The organism is Clostridium bowmanii (assembly GCF_018861315.1).
Taxonomy (GTDB): Bacteria; Bacillota; Clostridia; order Clostridiales; family Clostridiaceae; genus Clostridium_AD; species Clostridium_AD bowmanii.
Window position 1 is genome coordinate 17,045 of record NZ_JAHLDL010000003.1, and the last position, 20,662, is coordinate 37,706.

At 31.1% G+C, this 20,662-nt stretch carries 18 protein-coding genes; all 18 read right to left on the bottom strand.

All coding sequences use genetic code 11. The features are described 5' to 3' along the window. Positions 1 to 79: 79 nt before the first annotated feature. A complete protein-coding gene (locus KPL51_RS02435; RefSeq protein WP_216156834.1) occupies positions 80 to 1,267 on the bottom strand; it encodes a polysaccharide pyruvyl transferase family protein in 1,188 nt (395 codons plus the stop codon). Continuing rightward, a complete protein-coding gene (locus KPL51_RS02440; protein ID WP_216156837.1) occupies positions 1,264 to 2,319 on the bottom strand; it encodes a glycosyltransferase family 2 protein in 1,056 nt (351 codons plus the stop codon). The genes KPL51_RS02435 and KPL51_RS02440 overlap by 4 nt, the downstream gene beginning before the upstream one ends. Beyond that, complete coding sequence (locus KPL51_RS02445) at positions 2,316 to 3,368, bottom strand: glycosyltransferase (protein WP_216156841.1); 1,053 nt, start codon at positions 3,366 to 3,368, stop codon at positions 2,316 to 2,318. The genes KPL51_RS02440 and KPL51_RS02445 overlap by 4 nt, the downstream gene beginning before the upstream one ends. Beyond that, a complete protein-coding gene (locus KPL51_RS02450) occupies positions 3,346 to 4,644 on the bottom strand; it encodes a hypothetical protein (RefSeq protein ID WP_216156844.1) in 1,299 nt (432 codons plus the stop codon). The genes KPL51_RS02445 and KPL51_RS02450 overlap by 23 nt, the downstream gene beginning before the upstream one ends. 101 nt (positions 4,645 to 4,745) lie before the next feature. Beyond that, complete coding sequence (locus tag KPL51_RS24235; protein WP_216156847.1) at positions 4,746 to 5,768, bottom strand: glycosyltransferase family 4 protein; 1,023 nt, start codon at positions 5,766 to 5,768, stop codon at positions 4,746 to 4,748. A 188-nt stretch (positions 5,769 to 5,956) separates the two neighbouring features. After that, positions 5,957 to 7,195 (bottom strand): glycosyltransferase family 4 protein, encoded by a 1,239-nt coding sequence (locus KPL51_RS02460; RefSeq protein ID WP_216156850.1) that lies wholly within the window; start codon positions 7,193 to 7,195, stop codon positions 5,957 to 5,959. A gap of 18 nt (positions 7,196 to 7,213) precedes the next feature. Next, a complete protein-coding gene (locus KPL51_RS02465) occupies positions 7,214 to 7,798 on the bottom strand; it encodes an acyltransferase (RefSeq protein WP_216156853.1) in 585 nt (194 codons plus the stop codon). A gap of 86 nt (positions 7,799 to 7,884) precedes the next feature. Beyond that, a complete protein-coding gene (locus tag KPL51_RS02470; protein WP_216156856.1) occupies positions 7,885 to 8,817 on the bottom strand; it encodes a GDP-L-fucose synthase family protein in 933 nt (310 codons plus the stop codon). A 34-nt stretch (positions 8,818 to 8,851) separates the two neighbouring features. Then, positions 8,852 to 9,934, bottom strand: a complete 1,083-nt coding sequence (gene gmd, locus KPL51_RS02475; protein WP_216156859.1) for a GDP-mannose 4,6-dehydratase — start codon at positions 9,932 to 9,934, stop codon at positions 8,852 to 8,854. Between the two features lie 69 nt (positions 9,935 to 10,003). Beyond that, the gene (locus KPL51_RS02480; RefSeq protein WP_216156862.1) at positions 10,004 to 11,053 is read right to left on the bottom strand and encodes a mannose-1-phosphate guanylyltransferase; all 1,050 of its coding nucleotides are present in this window, start codon (positions 11,051 to 11,053) and stop codon (positions 10,004 to 10,006) included. A 47-nt stretch (positions 11,054 to 11,100) separates the two neighbouring features. Then, positions 11,101 to 11,769 carry a sugar transferase gene (locus KPL51_RS02485; RefSeq protein WP_216156865.1) on the bottom strand — a complete coding sequence of 223 codons (669 nt, stop codon included), beginning with the start codon at positions 11,767 to 11,769 and terminating at the stop codon, positions 11,101 to 11,103. A 904-nt stretch (positions 11,770 to 12,673) separates the two neighbouring features. Beyond that, entirely contained in the window at positions 12,674 to 13,510 is an 837-nt protein-coding gene (locus KPL51_RS02490) for a YihY/virulence factor BrkB family protein (RefSeq protein WP_216156867.1), read from the bottom strand. A 168-nt stretch (positions 13,511 to 13,678) separates the two neighbouring features. After that, positions 13,679 to 14,854, bottom strand: a complete 1,176-nt coding sequence (locus KPL51_RS02495) for an O-antigen ligase family protein (protein ID WP_224853618.1) — start codon at positions 14,852 to 14,854, stop codon at positions 13,679 to 13,681. A gap of 140 nt (positions 14,855 to 14,994) precedes the next feature. After that, a complete protein-coding gene (locus KPL51_RS02500) occupies positions 14,995 to 16,380 on the bottom strand; it encodes an MATE family efflux transporter (RefSeq protein ID WP_216156873.1) in 1,386 nt (461 codons plus the stop codon). 56 nt (positions 16,381 to 16,436) lie between these two features. Continuing rightward, positions 16,437 to 17,486 carry an alcohol dehydrogenase catalytic domain-containing protein gene (locus KPL51_RS02505; RefSeq protein WP_216156876.1) on the bottom strand — a complete coding sequence of 350 codons (1,050 nt, stop codon included), beginning with the start codon at positions 17,484 to 17,486 and terminating at the stop codon, positions 16,437 to 16,439. Continuing rightward, positions 17,486 to 18,196, bottom strand: coding sequence for a 2-C-methyl-D-erythritol 4-phosphate cytidylyltransferase (ispD, locus tag KPL51_RS02510; RefSeq protein ID WP_216156880.1), 711 nt, complete (start codon positions 18,194 to 18,196; stop codon positions 17,486 to 17,488). Before ispD ends, KPL51_RS02505 begins: the two co-directional genes overlap by 1 nt. Further along, positions 18,196 to 19,290 carry a CDP-glycerol glycerophosphotransferase family protein gene (locus tag KPL51_RS02515; RefSeq protein WP_216156882.1) on the bottom strand — a complete coding sequence of 365 codons (1,095 nt, stop codon included), beginning with the start codon at positions 19,288 to 19,290 and terminating at the stop codon, positions 18,196 to 18,198. Before KPL51_RS02515 ends, ispD begins: the two co-directional genes overlap by 1 nt. An 18-nt stretch (positions 19,291 to 19,308) precedes the next feature. Beyond that, positions 19,309 to 20,646 (bottom strand): O-antigen ligase family protein, encoded by a 1,338-nt coding sequence (locus tag KPL51_RS02520; protein WP_216156885.1) that lies wholly within the window; start codon positions 20,644 to 20,646, stop codon positions 19,309 to 19,311. Positions 20,647 to 20,662 lie beyond the last annotated feature (16 nt).

Below are 20,662 nucleotides of genomic sequence, written 5' to 3' on the forward strand. Positions count from 1 at the left end.
TAATAAATTTAACATCTTTATTTTTATTTTTATTAAAAATTACTTTCTATTTATTATTTATGGGCTATTATTTATAATTCTAAAAACTAGCTCTTGCTATTTCTAGGAGTGTTTTGTTAATAGTTTCATTTGCTAATATATTTTTATGGTGCATTTTTTCCTGTATTACCTCGTATTCTAAATCAATATTACCTAGAAGCTCAGTAAATTTTGTTCTCATTTCATCATAAGTTAAATCTCTAACATCTATTATATATTCCCCGAGGCCATATCTTTCCCCAATAATACCCCAATACTTAGAACTATAAGATAGTGCTATAGCTGGTATTTCACATTGTATAGAAGAAACCACGGGATGCATTCTACTTGAAATAGTAAATAGCGATTGTTGTATATAGTTTCTTACCTGGTATGGATACATCTCGTTTTTTTCTACAATAATTCTATCTCCATATTTATCTTTGACTAGTGCATAAAGCTCATTTGCAATAATACTATCGTCTACAGCTTCTGGTCTAGTAACATGAGGAAGTAGCACTACTTTTTTTGTAGGATAATCACTCATAAGCTTATCTATCATAAATAAATTAAAATCTATCCAATCTTGCCTATTGCCTTCCTTTGAAAATCTATATATTAGTTCGCTAGGACAATAAGTTATGTACTGCTTAGTTCTTTCCTTTTTTTCTTGCTTTGAAAGAGTGAGTAGTGCTAAATCATCTGTAATATCTATGTTTGAAAGTCCCATTCCCTGTAAATAATTATATGTAATTGGATCTCTTGGATATATTTTATCTATTTTACTTAAAAGATATTTCATTACTGGCTTTCTAAACGACTTATAAGGTCCCATAGTTTGACCAAGCATTACAACTTTAAGCCCTTCTCTTTTTAACATATTAAATTTTATTCCATTAACAATAGGTCTTTTCCAGCCGTAATCTTCAGTAAAGTCATCCCCACCTAAAATAACCACTAAATCTATAGTATTAATAAAATCCGAAATTATCTTTTTTAATCTTAGATAACCAAGAATATAATCTTTTTTTGTGGTTTCAGGTTTGAAAAGGCAGTTCTGCTCCACCGCATAAATTTCACCAATTCCTGTAGCCTCTTTTAATCTTTCTACATTTATTGAATCATCAGTTTCCACGTAATATTTATTTTTATCACCTGTTATTTTATTAAAGGAGCTTATGAAATTTTCCCCCATCATCATAGATCCATAATTATACGTATTAGGACAATTGTACACATATATATTCATATATTACCTCTTCTCATTACTTTTATTTTGTTCTTCAAACTAAATATCCAAATGTACAATGCGGGTGAGTTTAAAAACATTTTAACCTTAAATAATATTTTAATGTTCTTTCCCTTATAATTTCTCATACTAGAAATTACTTCCTTACTAGACAAGGGATAAGCGCCCTCAATCTCTGCATATAAGTTTTTAAAACTCTCTTTACTCAGTTCGCAGGTTTTATATATATAATCTAAGCAGCAGTCAAAATTATATATATAGTTGTCCACAATATGCTGGTTCTTTATTTTTTTAGCTATTGTGGTCAGTTCAGCACTACCTATATTTTCAAGATACTTGTAAGTTCTTGTTAGGGCAGCTATTGTATCAAAGCGTTTTATATTATAACTATTAGATATTGATGTTTCTCTCTGTACATAATAACAAAGCACACTATCAATAAAAATTATGTCTTTTGCCCACGCTAGTGCTTTAATTGTAAATTCTTGATCTTCTCCATTTACACAACCCTGCGTATAATTTATACCCCGCTGAGTTAAAAACTCATTTCTATAAACTGCACTGCCTGTATAAATCCACATATTCTTGTGGTTAATTATATTATTTAATGCGTCAATTCCTGTCATCTCGCCCTGACCTTTTTCAAATATATCAAAGTAATTTTTTATAATGGCCTTATTTTCATCCACTATGTCGCATCCAAAACATATGATATCCCTATCACTATAAGCAATTTTTTCATATATACACTGCACCAAATTCTTAGCTACATAGTCGTCTCCATCTAAAAACATTATGTATTTACCACTGGCTTTTCGGATTCCAACATTTCTAGCTGAGCTTACGCCACCATTTACTTTTGTTATTAATTCGCAATTACTCAGCTTACTTTCTCTTATTATAGAAGATACGATTTCTATTGTATTATCTGTGGAGCCATCATCCACTATAATTATTTCAAACTTTTTTTCTGATTGAACAATTAGTGAATTAATGGTGGTTCTTATATGTTTTTCTACATTATATGTGGGAATAATAATACTTAATTTCATTTACTCTTCCCCCTAAGGCTCCAAAGCTTTCTTTCAACTTTAAGTAGAGTTTCCTTTATTGTGATTGCTAAATATATAGTTCCTGTTTTCATAAGCATATAATTTATCTTATCTCTCAAGCTAAACCACTTACCTTGCATAATGGAATCGTGATTTAAATCTTCTATCCGAACACGGCTTAAATTCTTAAAACACTCAAGCTCATTCTTATCTTTTGTTATAGAATATCTTTTATAAAATAACACATTAGCTAAAAATAAATATTTCAAGCTAAATACTTTAAAAGCCTCATCATATTTGTAATAAATTTCACTTTTACTTAAAGTACTTTTAATTTCGTCAACTGTATTTATTATATCTCCACCAGCCTTGTAAGTAGGCACTTTAGTTATAGCACCCTCCCGTTGAACATAGAAATAGAGAGATTCATTTATAAAGCCTATTCTATGTGCATTAAATAACAGTTCAAAGGTTGTTCCAATATCTTCATAAAGACGTCCCACCGGATAGCTAATTTTATTATCAATGAATAAGGTTCTACGATATAGCTTATTCCAGGCATAAGAGGGAATATTATTTAACAAGTATTCACGTGTACCCTCAACTTTATCATAAGTACAATTACAATCTATAGCATTCTTCTCTTCACCAATTACTTTTCCGGTATCATCCACCTTTGTTAAATTACATGCTACGAGATCCAGTTTTCCATCTTCTGCACTGTTATACATGGTTTTTATCATTGTTTCATCTATATAATCATCACTATCAATAAAAGCAATATATTTACCTCTAGCAATTGTTATTCCGCTGTTTCTTGCGAAGCTAAGTCCTCCATTTTCCTGATTTATAACGCGAATATTTGAATGTCTATTTTCAAAAATATCTACTATTTTCATGCTCTCATCTGTGGACCCATCATTAACAACGATGATTTCAATCCCTATAAGTGTTTGACCCACAGCACTAGATAGACATTTTTCAATATAATCCTCTACATTATAGACAGGTATTATTATGCTGACCTTAATTTCCGATAAATTCTCCATATGGACCTCCATTACTTGTATTGCTTTGATCTTTCTCTGCTAATCGCCTTTTTCGCGCCTTGTAATCTATTATAAATAAATAAAGTGGGAATGTGTAAAAAGCATAACTATCAAATTGTACATATAAATACAATATAATTAGCAAATCAAAAATATTTTCCTTGTTTTTGATTACCTTCGAAAATATAAGTAACATAATAGCTATAAACCATAATACCCCTATCTCACTTATTAGCCTTATAGGCATGCAAAATAACTGATTTTCCTTTGAATTACTCAGGACCGCAACCTCACTTGTGTAAGGATTATCATATTCCTCTAAGGCATCAATAAACCCATATTGCAGAAAATAATAAGAGTTCCCAAGTCCTGCACCGAATAGTGCTTTCATGGGCTCATTCTCATAGCCCTTTATAGAACTATTTATTCTAAAATACCTGGCCGCTAGTGACGGATCACTATATATCATATCAGTATAGGTATCTCCGTTTAACATCTTAGTAACCCTGGTATTCCCTTGTATTTGAAGTGCTAGGCCACCAGATATAAAAATAATCAAAATAAAAACTATCATTTTTTTAGAGAACTTTATCTTTTTCTGGACTAGAAATTTTGCAACTACAAGTGCAAGAATAATTGCAAAATCCACTAAAAATCTAGCACTATCTCCAGAGATTAATGTTAGTGCACAAAACAATGAGATTAATATAATTAACTTCTTTTTCAGCAATTTATCTTTAATTGATATACATACTAAGTACATTACACCAGCTATATGTAAGGAAATAAACGATGGTTCAGTAAAGGAAAATGCAAGTCTACTGTAATATCTTTTTTCTAGAAGTTCAAATGCAGATAATACAAACCCTACTCCACCCTTTAAGGCTGCAAACTTTACTAGCCCATATAAAAAAGACAAACTATATGCAAAAATTAGAATCTTAACATCTTTTTTTATATCTTTTTCTTTAATTACATATCTAATATGTAGTGCCAAATAAAGTAAAACTCCAAATGATATAGTGACTATACCATCAATTGTATTGGCCATATCAGGTTTGTAAAATAGGTATAATGTAGAGGAATAGATTGCTATTATAACAATCAAAAAAACATACTTTGAATTTGCCTTAATACTTTGCGTTAATTCTTTAATATTAGTTATTGCATAGAATGCAAATAATATTGGAGAAATAGTTGCCCACCCTCTAGATGGTGCAAAAAATAGATTGTCGAATGGGATAAAAAATACTGCTAATTTAAATAATAACTCCATTAATACCGCTCCTTCACATACCTTTTCTCATTTTAATAAATTAACTTTAATCTAGGACTTGTGATCTTAATAAAAGAGGTATAATAGATATTAAATCGGCTTTAACAATCCAATACTTCATGAAACACACTATCCATTTTATTTATATACTTTTTCTGCGTAAACATATTTAAAACTTTTTTTCTATTATTTAAAATTACTCTTTTCTGCTCATCCCTATTTTCCTCAATAGACAATAATAATTTGTATATGTCCTCATGGTTTTCATAATCAACAAAATAACCATTTTCCTTTTGCTCTATTAAGTCTGGTATACCAGCATAATCTGTGGTTATAATAGACATTCCATTTGCCATGCCCTCTATTATTGATATAGGCTGACCTTCTTTGGGATATCTAGTTAAAAGCATAAATATATCACCTTGCTGTAACATATCTAACTTTTCATCCCCTTGAACTATACCTCTATAATCAATAATATCTTGTAGACTATTTGTATTTACGTATTCAGTAAACCGCTTTTTATCTTCCTCATTATAAAACTTGCCTGCAAAAACAAAATTAAATCTTTCCACATTATTATCCTTGCATATCTTGGCTACTTGTAACATGTCTTTGTACCCTTTACTCTCAATAAAATTACTCAAATAAACTATATCTAGCTTTTCTTTATTATCTAAATTCTTCATTTTTAAATCAAATTTATCCACACTGATTAAGTACTGTTCATCAACACAATTTTCTACAACCTTTATTTTATCCTTTGCCACAATACCTTTAAACATATGTTTAAGAGAATTCCCAAGCACTATAGCTCCACTAAGTTTGCTGAAAAGCTTTAAGTTAATTTTCTTAATAATACCCTTACAATCCTTATCCACCATAGTTCTATAATAGCCACCATGTAAATGAACTAATATCTTTTTCCTCTTCATAAGTAAAAGCTTAATAATTATCAAATCTCTTATATTTCCCCCTGTAGTCTGAGAAATAGTTAAATAATATAAATCAGCATTATCTTTAATAATCTTAAAAATATTCGAAATTATGCGTTTATTATTTGTAATATCCACATTGCTAAATTCATATTTTTCTGCAAGTTCTGAATTATATAAGGTATCCACAGCCTTAGATAATCCATGTATTGGAGGTGGAAACTGTGCTATAAAACATATTTTCTTTTTAATAATGATCACCTACTATTTATTATTTAACATTAGTTATTTATTTTTTAATTTTTTCTATTGATTAATATTTATCTATTGTTTACTATCTAGATAGTGCTTAGCAATTATATATTACTAAACATGTGCTATTTAAGATTCAGCATCTCTGCATATCTATCAATTGAAGTATCTTTTTTAAGTTTATCTTCTATAGTTTTTCTACCCTGTGCACCCATTTTCTTAAAACTTGCCTTGTTTTTAATGATTTCAGCTATTGTAGATTTAATGCTTGCATAATCACCTGGGCATACACATTTTCCACAATTACTATTTTCAATTAAAAGTCTTGCTTCTGATCCTTCTTCTAAGACTCCTAAAACTGATTTACCTGATGCCATTACTCCATAAATCTTACTAGGTACAGAAATTCCTTTTATACCCTTCGCATTAGTAACTAAATGTGCATCTGCTGCATTAAGCGAATAAATTAAATCTTCCTTATCCTGATATGGTATGAACTTAACATTATCTAAGCCGTTTTCCTGCACATAATCAACTAGTGTCTGTTTCATAATACCGTCACCAACAAAGGCAAAAACAACATCCTCTTCATGTTTAAACTCACCAATAACTTTAATAATATTTTCTAAATCATAATAAAGGCCAATATTACCTGAACACATAAATACAAACTTATCATTTAATTCATATTGCTCTTTAAAAGACACAATCTGAGGATTTTCAGCTGGCAGTGGATATATCTGTTTTTCATCTATCCAGTTGTTTATCACAATATTGCTAGGAACATCCTGTCCCTGAAATCTAGTTTCTAGTGTTCTCTTCATATCTCTTCCCACTATCACAACAGTATCAGCTTTTTTACAACTGTATTTATCGAGGCCCCTTGCAAAATTCAATATGAATCTGCTTTTAGAATAACCTACCGCCTCTGTTTGCTCTGGATTAAAATCTTGAATGTTATATATATATTTAGCTCTTTTTAGCTTCTTACCTATGACTCCTAGAACTCCACCTAAAATTGGTGGTTGAGATATACTAAAAACCACATCTTGTTTTCCTGCACTAAAAGTAGCAATAATTGCATTGAAAAAATACGCTAAGATATTTTTCACTCTACTGATTTTATTTTTCTTTTGGAACTCAGGTACCCTCACCCTTAAAAGATGCATACCCTTGTAATCTTCTCTATGTATTCTTTTTCTTTTATATCTGCTTTCCACCTTACCATCATAGCTAGGTACAACACAAATTACGGTTATATCAAACTCTTCCTGAAGGCCTTCACACAATTCTGTTAATATTTGCCCAGTAGATGCTACATCCGGATAAAAATAATGTGCATATACCAATAGTTTTCTTTTCATAGTATAATTTGCTCCTTTTTAAAACATGTTTGACTCTTGATTACTCTCTAATCTTTTAATAATTCTAGCAGGATTACCTGCAATAACAACATTCGCTGGAAATTTACCACTTACTACGCTTCCAGCCCCAACCACCGAGTTATCACCAATTTCAGTTCCTTTTAGTATAATTGAATTGCAGCCTACAAAAACATTTTCACCAATGATAATAGGTTTTTTACCTACCATAGCCATGTTATTCATTTTTCTAGCCTCTGCATCAATAGGGTGAAAATCATGGTCTAATATTTTAACATTTCCACCTATATTAGTATAATTTCCTATTTCTATAGATACCTTAGAATAAATTGTAGCCCCGGAAATTCCCACATTGCTTCCGATGTGTATCTTTCCTTCTTCTCTAGCCACAATTATTGTTCTTTGATATAATCCAACTAAATTAGATAGAAAATCACTTTTTATAAGGCAATCATTTCCTATGGTTAGCTCTGCTTTTTTCTGCTTAAAAATAACAGGCAATCCAATCAAATTTAAATGTTCTCCATATTGAACCTTATTAAATTTCATAAACACTTTAAAGTAATTACTTTTAAATTTAAGCATTTTTTCTCCTAACCTACATAATTTTCTTGTAACATATATAATTTTATTTTAACTTGCATAATTTTCTTAAAACATATGACTTTCTCTTAATTTTTATAATTTTCCTGGAACCACTTGTAGGCCATCTTAACTCCATCTTCTAGCTCAACTTTATACTTCCAGCCTGTAGCTTCAAGCTTGCTTACATCTAGTAATTTTCTCATAGTGCCATCTGGCTTTTCAGTATTAAACTTTAACTCACCTTTAAACCCAACAACTTTTTTAACCATCTCTGCCAATTGACCTATAGTAAGTTCTTTTCCGGTACCCACATTTACATGCTCTTCACCATCGTAATTTTCTAGAAGGAACACACAAGCATCAGCCATATCATCTACATATAAAAACTCTCGAAGTGGTTTACCTGATCCCCATACTTCAACTGATGGTTCATTATTAACCACAGCCTCATGAAACTTTCTAATAAGTGCAGGCATAACATGAGAATTATTCAAATCATAATTATCATTAGGTCCATAAAGATTAGTTGGCATACAGCTTATAAAATTATCGCCATATTCTCTTTTGAAAAACTGGCACATCTTAAGTCCTGAAATTTTAGCTATAGCATAGCCTTCATTTGTTGGTTCAAGATATCCTGAAAGTAAATATTCCTCTTTAATTGGTTGAGGACACATTTTTGGATATATACAAGAGCTTCCTAAAAACAAAAGCTTAGTAACCTTGAAGTCATGTGCTGCCTTGATAACATTATTTTGTATTTCCATATTTTCATATATAAAATCAGCTGGATAAGCTTTATTAGCTCCGATTCCACCAACTTTCGCCGCAGCTAAAACCACATAAGCTGGTTTTTCAGCTTCGAAAAAACTTCTAACCGCTAATTGATCCATTAAATCTAACTCTCTATGGTTTTTTTCTAAGATATTTGTATATCCTTTTGCTTTTAAGTTTCTAACTATAGCTGAGCCTACTAGTCCGTGACTTCCAGCTACATAAATTTTACTATTCTTATTCATAACAACACTTCTTCCACACATATTTTAAAATATATTATAGGCTAACTGCAGCTTCTACCCTCGCCATATATTCATCTGAACTAATTCCAGCAAGTTGTTTCATATCAGAATCTACCATCATCTTAACTAAATCTTTAAAACTAACTTTTCTCTCCCAATTAAGTTCTGTTTCAGCCTTAGTGCAGTCTCCCCAAAGTAATTCAACCTCAGCTAGTCTGAAGTATTTAGGATTTATATCGACTAATATCTCTCCAGTCCTTTTGTCGCGACCTTTTTCATCTACTCCTGTACCTTCCCACTCTATATCTATGCCAATTTCTTTAAATGATAATTCTACAAATTCACGAACAGTGTGAGTTTCATTAGTAGCTATAACAACATCTTGTGGTTTATCTTGTTGAAGTAGTAACCACATAGCCTCTACATAGTCTCCTGCAAAGCCCCAATCTCTTTTTGCATCCATATTACCAAGAGATAGTCTTTCTTGTTTCCCGGCCACAATATTCGCCACTGCTCTTGTTACTTTTCTAGTAACAAAGGTTTCTCCACGTCTAGGAGATTCATGATTAAATAATATTCCATTACAAGCAAATAAATCATAAGCTTCTCTATAGTTTACAGTCATCCAATAAGAGTATAACTTTGCTACTCCATAAGGACTCTTTGGATAAAAAGGTGTTTTCTCACTTTGTGGTGCAGTACCTGGCAGTCCACCGAAAAGTTCTGAAGTAGAAGCCTGATAAAATTTACATTTTAGTCCGCTTTCTTTTATAGCATCCAAAATTCTGAGTGTTCCTATACCATCCGTTTCTGCAGTATACTCTGGCACCTCAAAGGATACCTGAACGTGACTTTGAGCTCCCAAATTATATATTTCATCCGGTCTAACTTTTTCTATTATTCTATTTAAATTACTTGAATCTGTTAAATCTCCGTGATGAAGAAATAATGTTACATTCCCTATCTTTGGATCCTCAAACAAATGATCTATTCGTTTTGTATTAAAAGAACTAGCACGCCTAATTATGCCGTGTACCTCATAACCTTTTTCTAATAATAATTCTGTTAAATAAGATCCATCTTGTCCTGTTATACCTGTTATTAGTGCTCTTTTCATATAAAATTCTCCTCTTCAAAATAACCTATTGTATTTTTAATTTATTTTCATATTTTTAAAATTTCGATTTTAAGTAATTCTACTTTTAAGTTCTTTTATATTGTCTATCTCATCTTTATTTCCAACAAATATCATATCCTCATTTTCAACAACAAATATATCGGCAAGCCCTGCGATAACTATAGGTTTACCATTACTAATAATAATGTTATTGCTACAATCAAAGTTTCGTACATTACCCATACAAACATTGTTGTCGCTATCTTTCTCCCTATATCTTTCTACGGACTCCCAACTTCCCACATCATCCCAACCAAAATCTGATGGAATAACATATATATCTTCTACTTTTTCCATAATTCCAAAATCCACTGATATATTGTCTACATCATTATATTTCTCTTCCAGCACCCTACTATAATCTTCTTCACTAGTTGCTGCTATTTTACTTAGCACATCAAAAGTGTTTGCCAAATGCTGCCTAGTAAGTCTCAAAATGTTGGCCGCCTTCCAAATAAACATACCGCCATTCCAAAGATATCTTCCATCTTTTAAATACTCCTCAGCCCTTTGTAAATCGGGTTTCTCTACAAACTTTTTCACATATCTAATTTCGCATCCATTTATTGTGCAATTCATATGACTATAATTTATGTAGCCATAACCTACTTCTGGCCTATCTGGTTTCATACCAATAGTCACTATGGCTTCACTATTTTCACTCACAAATTCATCAGCTGAATTTAATACTTCAAGGAAATTCTCCTCATCTTGTATAAGATGATCTGATGGAAGCACCGCTATAGTAGCATCCTCATATATCTTGTTAATGTGGAAAGCCGAAAGAGCAATACAAGGTGCTGTATTCTTTCCTACGGGTTCCATAATAATATTTCTATGTGGCAAAGTAGGTAACTGCTCCTTAACTAAATCCACATACCTAGTGCCTGTTACTATAAATATTCTTTCTATGGGAATAAGATTTTCTAATCTCTTCACACTCATTTGAATCATAGTATCTTCACCTGTAAGCTTCAGAAACTGTTTAGGTTTTTCTTCCGTGGACAAAGGCCAAAATCTACTTCCTTTTCCACCGGCCATTATTAACGCACATAACATATGTATTTCCTCCCCTTACTAATTTGTTAAATTAATTCCCAATTATTTTAGCTAGCTTTCTCATCCCCAAACAGCACTCCCACTGTTTTAAAAATAAGTACTATATCTACCAATGTATTTCTCTCTAATAAATAAGCAACGTCCATTTCCATCCATTCTTCAAAACTAACATCACTTCTACCCCCAACCTGCCAATAACAAGTGAGACCCGGTTTAGCAACTAATCTTTGTTTTTGAAAGGAAGTAAACTCTGCCACTTCTTTAGGTAAACTTGGCCTTGGTCCTACTAATGACATTTCACCCTTTAATATATTAATAAGCTGTGGTAACTCATCTATACTTGTCTTTCTTATAAACTTTCCTATTTTAGTTATTCTTGGATCTTCTTTTATCTTAAACATAGGCCCTGACATTTCATTATCATCCTCAAGTTTTTTAAGAAGCCCTTCTGCGTCTGGACACATAGATCTAAATTTATACATTAGAAACCTTCTACCATCTTGTCCCACTCTACTTTGAGCAAAAAAAACAGGTCCTTTTGAATCTAACTTAATCCATATAGCCACCACAATCATAACCGGGCTTGTTAATAAAATCCCGCATAGTGCACCTATCATATCAATTATTCTCTTAACTATAAAATATCCTAAGTTTTTCTCAATCTTTTCTCCAAACTCTACCTGTGTAACTTCTAAATCTCTCTTTGTTTCTTGCATTTATACTCCCTCCTTGTTTTATAATATGCAATTATAAAATTCGTTTCTTTAGTTAATTTGTAAACATTGAAACGTACATTAAAGTGATTAATTTTACATTTTTAAAATTATTATTTAAAATTTCTATTTTATGTAAAAACATTTTTTAAAAATATATACACCATCACAGTGTTATATAAAATGCTATGTTTTTTGAGTTAAATTACAGAATATGATTTATTATTACATTTTTCTTATTTTCAAAGTAATAAACTCAATCTTTCTGTTTTATTTATGCATCTAATTTAAAAATATGTTAAACAAGACATTCTTTTATTATAGTGTTGAGTATACCATAATTCTACAAAATATGTGTTAATTTTTTATTAAGTTTGGTTAATTTCATATTAATTTGTATTTTTGCGACAATATATTTCCAATCCTCACCATTTTTTTTGCTTTCAAGTCTAATTGGTTTAATTATATTAAATGTTTGTAAATAAAATTGGATATAGTGCATAATGCCCATTCTATAATGCCACATAAAAAAAGCCAGAAGGTTCTACCCTCTGACTTTTTTGCATTATATTTTTCTACCATGCCACATAATATGCACAATTATATGCACCTTCTCCGTAATGACTCTCATATTTATATATTATTAACTTTCCTGTTTAGATATATTTCGCTCCCCCTACTGCTCCACATCAAGTATTAATGCCTCCGAAGTGACTTGCAATAGAGGCACAGAAACTATTGAAATTCCATTTACAAATTCTCCTTTTGCTGATGTAAAATCCTCGTAAGCCTGCCAGGACGGCGAGTGTGAGTGTTAGAGGATTTTACATAAGCAAAAGATTAGAATTTGTTAATGGAATTTCCAGTTTAAAGCTCTGTTGCAAAGCACGTAGGAGAAATTCTATACTTAATACTTCTTACATTTCGGTTTTTGTTTGCCTTCCCTCTCAAATGCTAACATAGCATTAAGCTCTCCCCCTAGTAATATGATTATGGAAGTAATATAAAGCCACAACATAAGCACTATCACTGCTCCAATACCGCCATACACACTAGAGTAGTTATTGAAATTATTCACATAATACGCAAATGCTAAAGAAGATAATAACCAACCTAAAGTACTAAAGGTAGCTCCAGGCATTACTTCTCTCCATGTAAGTCTTCTACATGGAGTAAAATGATACAATGATGCAAATATGAATACCATTCCAATTAGAGTTACTACGTATCTTATGATATCCCAATTTAATAGGAACTTACTAGAAACATGCAATCGACTTACAATTATTCCACCTATCATTTGCCCAAATACTACCAAGGCTACTGCACCTATAATAACCAGCACAAGTCCTAGCATGAATAATATGGATATAATTAGAGTTTGAAAGTAAGGCCTTGTTTCTTTCTCATCGTAAGCTTTATTTAATCCTTTTATTATGGCTCTGAAACCACTGGACCCAGTCCAAATTACACCTACTATACTTAATGAAACCAAATTTCCACTTGTTTTATCAAACACAGTTATAACTGTATCGTAAATTAAATCGAAAGCACCTTTGGGCACTACTTTGCTTAGATATACCAGCACATCTGTACTTTTTAGATCACTATAACCTAAAATGCTAAGTAGTAGCAATAAAAAAGGAAAAAAAGATAGCAATAAATAATAAGTAAGCTGAGCTGCCAAAGCAGTAATATCGTCATCTATAACATTAGATATAAGTTTTTTCAAATCATTTAACATATAGACACCACCCTTTTGTGTTAACAATCTATAGTGGACAATTGAGATTTAATAATAAACCCTCTATTCTATTATTATAACTTATAGTGGTTTATTATTCCAATAAGTTTTTAACAATAGCTAAATAAAATCAGAAGCTAAAAGCTCCTGATTTTTTATGAAAGTGGCTTATTGCTCATGTGACTTGTGAGACTTGTAACGTATTGCTTCTGCAGTTGCTAGTATTAACCAAAAATAAGTTGTTACTTTAGGCACAAAGAATAAATTATCTGATAAATTCATAAAAAAGAAAACAATGAAACTTGCCATTACACCAGTATAAAATGGTATATAAAACTTATCTCTAGTTGTACTATACAATTTCTTAATTCTAAATAACGTCATTGTTATGATTCCAAGGAAAGAAACTATTCCTAGTATTCCTAGCTCACTTTGTAATTTTAAATATGAATTATGGTTTGGGTAGCTCTTATATTCATAATATTTCAATTCACTATACTTGCTTACATACTCATTATATCTAGTAACAAAGTTCCCATTGCCAACACCTACAATTGGATGATCCCTTATCATATATAGTGCTGTTTTCCAAAGCTTAATTCTTAATTCATTTTGATGTAAATCAACTGTACCTTTAATCCTTTGAGAGACAGAGGGTATGAAGGAAATCAAAATAGCAAAACCACCTAGTGCGAAAATCCACTTAATGCTATAAATTAGTGTAAGTACTAATAATCCTAATCCAAGACCTAATATTGCATTCCTAGAAAACGTCATTACCACATTAACAAACATCAACATTGAAAGTAATATGTATAATATTTTTTTATTCTTATTCTTTTCATAAATACTTAACATAATCACTGGGAAAATTATTAGTATTAAATAAGCTCCAAAAGCATTTGGATTAGAGAATGTTGATGTTATCCTTCTAATTACTCCAGCATTATATGTTCTTATAAACGTTTTATTCAATGCAAACCCAGTAAAATACTGCACAATTCCTATACAGCATAAAACAGTGGAAATAAATATATAACATTTTAGTAGTGTATTTATATGTTTTTTGTTATTGAACTCGTATTTTATAATAAAATACAAAAATATATAAGTTATAAACCTTGCACTTTCACTTAATGCTAATCCTTTATCTGTTGCATATAAAGTAGATAAAAGCATTATACCAAGCAGTACTGCAATAAAGATACTCAATTTATCAGTAAAAAAATCAATGATGCCCTCTTTAAAACTTCCTCTACCACTTTTAGAAACTAATAAATTTATAACATACAGAAAAATTATTAATGCCAAAATAAAATCAGTAACTGTTACTCCCTTAAACACAACCTCTTGTGGAATTAAAGGTAACAATATAATATAGACACATATTAATAAAAATGAAAATTTTCGAAAAAAATTCACTTTCCCACCTCTCTCCAAATACAAAATAGTTTAATTATCTTTAATTTATATGTCTTTTAAAATTACTCTTTAGTCTTATTTGCTTTTTTTCTATTCTTTATCATTAAAAAGCTCTCTTTTACATCTGCATTAAATAAAACGTATTCTGAAATCATAATACTTAATATAAACATAAATGCTTTAATTAGTGATGGTATGGGAATTACTCTAATAATTTCATAGCAAAATAGATATACTATAAAATGAATTATCTCATTTTTGTGTATTTCAAGTCCCTTAAAGTCTTTTGATGAATATACATACCATACAAACAATGTAATATCCGTAGCATATGCAACTAAATTGAATTTTTTTAATACGTATGATGCAAATACATTTAATAGAAATGCCAATACTACCATTTTAGAGGCGACAATTAGATATTCCTTGCCTCTCATACCAACTTTATAAAGATTGGCATATAAAACATTTGTTAATGTAATGAAGGGTATTCCTATTATTAATATTCCCAATACTTCTAAGGATGGTATATATTGATCTAGGAAATTATTCACAATAAACTCCAAGACAAAATAACCAGCAGGTGCAAAACTGCATATTAATATGATATATTTTTTCACCTTTGAGACAACTTTTTCATCTCCCTTATTTTTTGCCAAATAAGGATAAAATAAAACTGTCACTGAATTTACTAAGACTAAAAATAGGCTTAGCATTGATACCGCAAAAGAATAATACGCGAACTCATTAACAGTAAATTTTATTTTAATAAACCACCTATCCAAAGTAATAAATAGAAGACTTACAGTGTTGGCTATCATTATAGTAAAACCCATACTTGTTATTGATTTTATTTCTGAACGCTTTGTTTTTTCTGCTTTTTTTGCTGAAAGCATAATTAAGGCTCCAGTAACTATTGCTAAAAGCAAATTTCCAACAACTTGAATCTGCATATATAAAATTGGTGATCTTACAATAAAGATAACTGCAAGGATAGATGCTAAATTTATTACATTTTGCACTACTCGTAATACTACATATTTGTTAAATTCACCTGTGGCCCTGTATAGCAGTGAAATAAATAACACAACCTGAAAGGGTAGTATGTAGAATACAAAATACCTAAACACTATATCCTTTATAAAAAACATTGAAATAATAAATAAAATAGCTACTGCCGCAATTACTATCTTTAGCATAACATAGAAATAACCTTTTACTTTTTCCTTGTTTATATCCTCTATATTTCTACCACCCAATATTAAGTACATTCCATCTGAGAATCCAAAATGGAGCATTCCTGCATATGATGTATATAGGGTAAATGTTTTTAAATAAGCATAGGATTGTATATCAAAAACCTTTGGTATAACTAGTCCACTAAGTATTCCAATTAAAATCCCAAAACATTCTACTAATATTACTCTTAGTGATTTTTTTATATTCATTTATTTTCCTCAATTTCACTTAATTTAATTTAATTTCATTTAATATTAACTATTCATTAAAAATCGAATCTCATAATATGTTTTCCAAGGGCCCTACTTTCTGCTTCTACTTCAAACACTCTATAAAAATCTTTAATATCATAGATAGGTGTTACGTCTAAAAATAGCTTTGATATATCAGCGCTAAAATCTGATTTTTTAAGTAACTCTGCTGCAAACTTAAAATCTTCTACATTACTTCTTGTAACTCCATAAAGTGCCAACCCTTTTTCTAATATCTTACGTGTGTTTATCTTTATAGGATTCTCAGCTACTCCTGCAAGGACTACTTTAGCTCCTGGAAGCACACTGCTTAAAATCCCTTCAATACCACTCTCAGACGCTGTACCCCCTATACATTCAAAGGCAACATTAATTTTACATTTCTTAATAATCGGATCATTTGAAAGGTAAGTTTGTACCCCCTCATATTTATCTAGCTTCTCTTTGCTATGTCCTACAACTATAATAGGCCCCTTATGTACCTGTTTAAGCACTGAGCATAATACATATCCAAGGATACCATCGCCCCAGATGCCTATAACGTCATTTTCGTTTAATATTACTCTACGAATTGCTGCACTTGCTACAGATATAAGTTCTGAAAACACCGAGATACTAGTGTTAATACCCTCTTCTATTTTTACAAGGTTACGAGCTGGGTATGCAAGATAATCCTTTGAAAATCCATTATAGCTACTGGATGCAAACAATGCTTTAGGGGAATAGTTTTCACCTAGTCTTGGATTTTTAGATAATGCAATATCAAACTCATCTTGTTTATCCTTATCAATCATTATGTTAGGAACTAAAGCAACTTTATCTCCCTCTTTAAAAGAATTAGTAGGGTCTTTAACTATAGTACCTATGGCCTCATGAATAAGATTTATAGGATATTTAAGGTTAAGTGTTCTCTCGTCGCGGCTTCCAAGATAATACCTTAAATCAGCCTTACAAATAGCGGCGGTTTCAATCTTAACCACTGCATGCCCTAGTGTCACTTCTAAATCTTCTATATAGATTTCAAATCTTTTGGATTGGACGATTTTGAATCCTCGAGTAAGCATTATATTCTCTCCAATTTGCTCATTTTAACTATTGATTTTAGTAGAAGTAAATCTTCCATTGTTGTAATCTTAAAATTGAGTTTATCTCCATCTACTAAATGAACTTTTTTTCCACAATTTAATACTAATCTGCAATCGTCTGTTGAGTCTTGAAGTTTTGACGCTTCCGCAGTTTTATGGGCATCATATATAGTTGAATATACAAAGCTCTGAGGTGTTTGACCTATATATAATTCTTTTCTCACAGGAATAGAGGATATAGTCTCATCATCTGTACTTTTAATTATAGTATCAGAGGCTTTAATAACAGTATCTACGGCGCCATATTTCTTAGCCCCTTCAATATTATTAACTATTATCCTATGAGATATTAGAGGTCTTGCAGAATCGTGAATAACTACGATATCTTCAGGACTCACATCTTCCTCAATTGCCTTTAGGCCATTAAAAACGGATTCTTGCCTTGTTTCTCCACCATCCACTATCCATTTAACTTTATTAAGTTCATACTTTCTAGTCCATATCTTTATGTCTTCATGCCATTCTTTAAGGCACACAACTGCTATTGCATCTATTTGCTCATGTATATCAAATGCCTCTATTGTGTGTACAACTATTGGTTTGCCATATATATCAATAAATTGCTTAGGCTCATCAACCATTCCCATTCTAGAACCTTTTCCACCAGCAAGTATTATAGCTATATTCATTAATATGTACCTCCTATTTTTTTATCTACAAGATTTAATATTAAGTTCCACACTCTTTTGCAACTATCCCCATCCAAGTAATGATAGAAGTTCTTTTGAGCAGCTTCTCTAATTGCTATGTATTGGTCAGTATCCGCCGTATCTTTTATGTAATTTATTAAATCATCAACGCACTTTAACTTAGGACCAGGTGTATCTAAGTAGTTAGTAAAATCAATAGCAAGCCCTCGCACTTTATCATACTGCACTACGTCATATGGTAAAAAACAAATTGGCCTATTTAATACTAAGTAATCTACATATATGGAACTATAATCAGTAAGCAGCATATCAGATACCGCCAGTATGCTTTGAGTAGACATCTCTTCATCAAAATCCATTGTCAAAATGTTTTTCATATTTTCAAAAATTTTGTCATCAAGGAGTCTCTCTAAGTAGTGAGGACGGTAAATCATTTTCCAGTTATTCTCTCCCATAAACTTATCAAACACTATCCAGTCCTCTTTTGAAATTGGAAAATCCTTTTCTATTTCATACCCTCTCCAAGTTGGGCAAAATAGTAGAATTTTTTTCCCTTTAGTATCATATTTCAAGTCAAATTTATTTCTACATTCACTAATATGCTTTTTATCAAACAACATATCATTTCTTGGTAGTCCCAGTGGCATATAATTTGGAAGAGGGTCCTTGTCAAGTTCTGTTGATCTTAAAAAGTATGTGCTGTCTCTTTCCGACAAGGTTACAACATTTTTTATTCTGTTTCTAATTCCTTTATAGAGATTCATCATTTTTTTATTATGGACTTCATTATTTCCTGGAGTCTTTTTAGTTCCATAACCATGGCTCATATAAATGCCATTTTGAGTTTTCTTGAAAACACTATTGGGATAATCTGAAACAACCGCAGAATAATTTTTCACCATTTGACCCGCTCTTATTATATAATGTAGAATTTTATTATTTTTATACTTATAAAAACTTTTATATTCTAGTACAATATCGGGTCTATCTTGTTTTATATTTTTTTCATAATAATTATGTAAGGCTTTTATGTTATCTTCAGTTTGAGATGTTAGCAATATTCTCTTTTTCAAAGTTATTATCTCCTTAATTTAAATGTTTTTAATTTCTCCTCGCTTATAGTAGTAATCTGCCACTGATGCAAACCCTAGGCAAAACCACATAATATAGGTCGCTTGGAAACTTAAAAGTATAAATGATTGTAACAAACTTAAGAATGCAGTTGCAACAATAGGAATAACGCAACAAATCCTCAGTGGCTTTGGTATATTTACTAATCTTTTTAATATGTAATAACAAGTTGAAAATAAACCGGCTACGTATAATATTAATCCTACTATTCCCCAACCCATCCACGTTTCCAGTATGAAGTTATGGGCAGGACGTTGCATTTTCGCTATCTCTGCTGACTGGGCTGCAGTTATATATTCTGATGGAATTGCTTGCTTGTATGCTACAGCAAATGTACCAGCTCCTAAAACAGGATTCTCTTTTATTAAAGTCCATGCCTTGGCCCAAAATATTTCTCGTATTTTATCACTAGTATCAGCAGTAGAAACCTTAGCTTCTTCGGTCTCTGGCGCTGGTTTGACGAGTCCCGGAATTCTAGTCACAATAACAGAAAATGATCTGTATAAGCTAGGACGGGCTTGCATGAAATTTACAGATGCAGCAATTACGATAACCACACTACATGATATCATGAATGTCAAAATTCGCTTCCACGAGTTCCATTTCCCTCCAAATATTAACAGAAAGGATGCTACAATTACTGCTCCCATAACCACCCAACCCAGTCTACCTCCAGAAAGAAATGCAAAAACCAAGCTCATGCCAACATTAACATACGCAATTGGTGTTATCCATGACGGCAATCTTTTATACACACTTTCTTTTATTGCCCATATTGAAAAAGTGATTAGCATAATACAAACATATAAATATATATTAATGTTACCTAAAAACAGCAAATCACGAATACTAGATGATCTTAAGCAATCAATCAATTCCCGTATATTTAATACTGTATATAGAAATATTATTCCACCCAATAGTTGGTTTACTTTTGGTTTAAATTCATCTATTATAAAGAAAACACATGAGCCAAGTACTAACCCTCTTATTGGCCATATTGAGTCCATAAAGGGTAAATGTAGCATAAACCGTATGCTAAAGAGCACAAGAAAATACACTCCAAATGAAAACAATATCCAAAATACTCTATTGGATAATTGAGTAAATTTATAATCACGCTTATATATTCCATGATAAATAAACCTATTAAGAAAAAATCCTATGGCAATTACTTCTGATAAGGCCAAATATAGTGATAATCCCTGGATTTTAAACAATATCGTAGTAGCAATTAGTATTGTGCAGATAAGTTCCGTAACCCAAAAACGTTTATGAAATGATAGGGTATCTCCCATTCTATAATTCTCCTTT

What these genes read in the sequence shown, in the direction of transcription:
- KPL51_RS02435 (WP_216156834.1), bottom strand. Translation starts at nt 1,267, where the DNA reads ATGAATATATATGTGTACAATTGTCCTAATACGTATAATTATGGATCT.
- KPL51_RS02440 (WP_216156837.1), bottom strand. Translation starts at nt 2,319, where the DNA reads ATGAAATTAAGTATTATTATTCCCACATATAATGTAGAAAAACATATA.
- KPL51_RS02445 (WP_216156841.1), bottom strand. Translation starts at nt 3,368, where the DNA reads ATGGAGAATTTATCGGAAATTAAGGTCAGCATAATAATACCTGTCTAT.
- KPL51_RS02450 (WP_216156844.1), bottom strand. Translation starts at nt 4,644, where the DNA reads ATGGAGTTATTATTTAAATTAGCAGTATTTTTTATCCCATTCGACAAT.
- KPL51_RS02460 (WP_216156850.1), bottom strand. Translation starts at nt 7,195, where the DNA reads ATGAAAAGAAAACTATTGGTATATGCACATTATTTTTATCCGGATGTA.
- KPL51_RS02465 (WP_216156853.1), bottom strand. Translation starts at nt 7,798, where the DNA reads ATGCTTAAATTTAAAAGTAATTACTTTAAAGTGTTTATGAAATTTAAT.
- KPL51_RS02470 (WP_216156856.1), bottom strand. Translation starts at nt 8,817, where the DNA reads ATGAATAAGAATAGTAAAATTTATGTAGCTGGAAGTCACGGACTAGTA.
- gmd (WP_216156859.1), bottom strand. Translation starts at nt 9,934, where the DNA reads ATGAAAAGAGCACTAATAACAGGTATAACAGGACAAGATGGATCTTAT.
- KPL51_RS02480 (WP_216156862.1), bottom strand. Translation starts at nt 11,053, where the DNA reads ATGTTATGTGCGTTAATAATGGCCGGTGGAAAAGGAAGTAGATTTTGG.
- KPL51_RS02485 (WP_216156865.1), bottom strand. Translation starts at nt 11,769, where the DNA reads ATGCAAGAAACAAAGAGAGATTTAGAAGTTACACAGGTAGAGTTTGGA.
- KPL51_RS02490 (WP_216156867.1), bottom strand. Translation starts at nt 13,510, where the DNA reads ATGTTAAATGATTTGAAAAAACTTATATCTAATGTTATAGATGACGAT.
- KPL51_RS02500 (WP_216156873.1), bottom strand. Translation starts at nt 16,380, where the DNA reads ATGAATATAAAAAAATCACTAAGAGTAATATTAGTAGAATGTTTTGGG.
- KPL51_RS02505 (WP_216156876.1), bottom strand. Translation starts at nt 17,486, where the DNA reads ATGCTTACTCGAGGATTCAAAATCGTCCAATCCAAAAGATTTGAAATC.
- ispD (WP_216156880.1), bottom strand. Translation starts at nt 18,196, where the DNA reads ATGAATATAGCTATAATACTTGCTGGTGGAAAAGGTTCTAGAATGGGA.
- KPL51_RS02520 (WP_216156885.1), bottom strand. Translation starts at nt 20,646, where the DNA reads ATGGGAGATACCCTATCATTTCATAAACGTTTTTGGGTTACGGAACTT.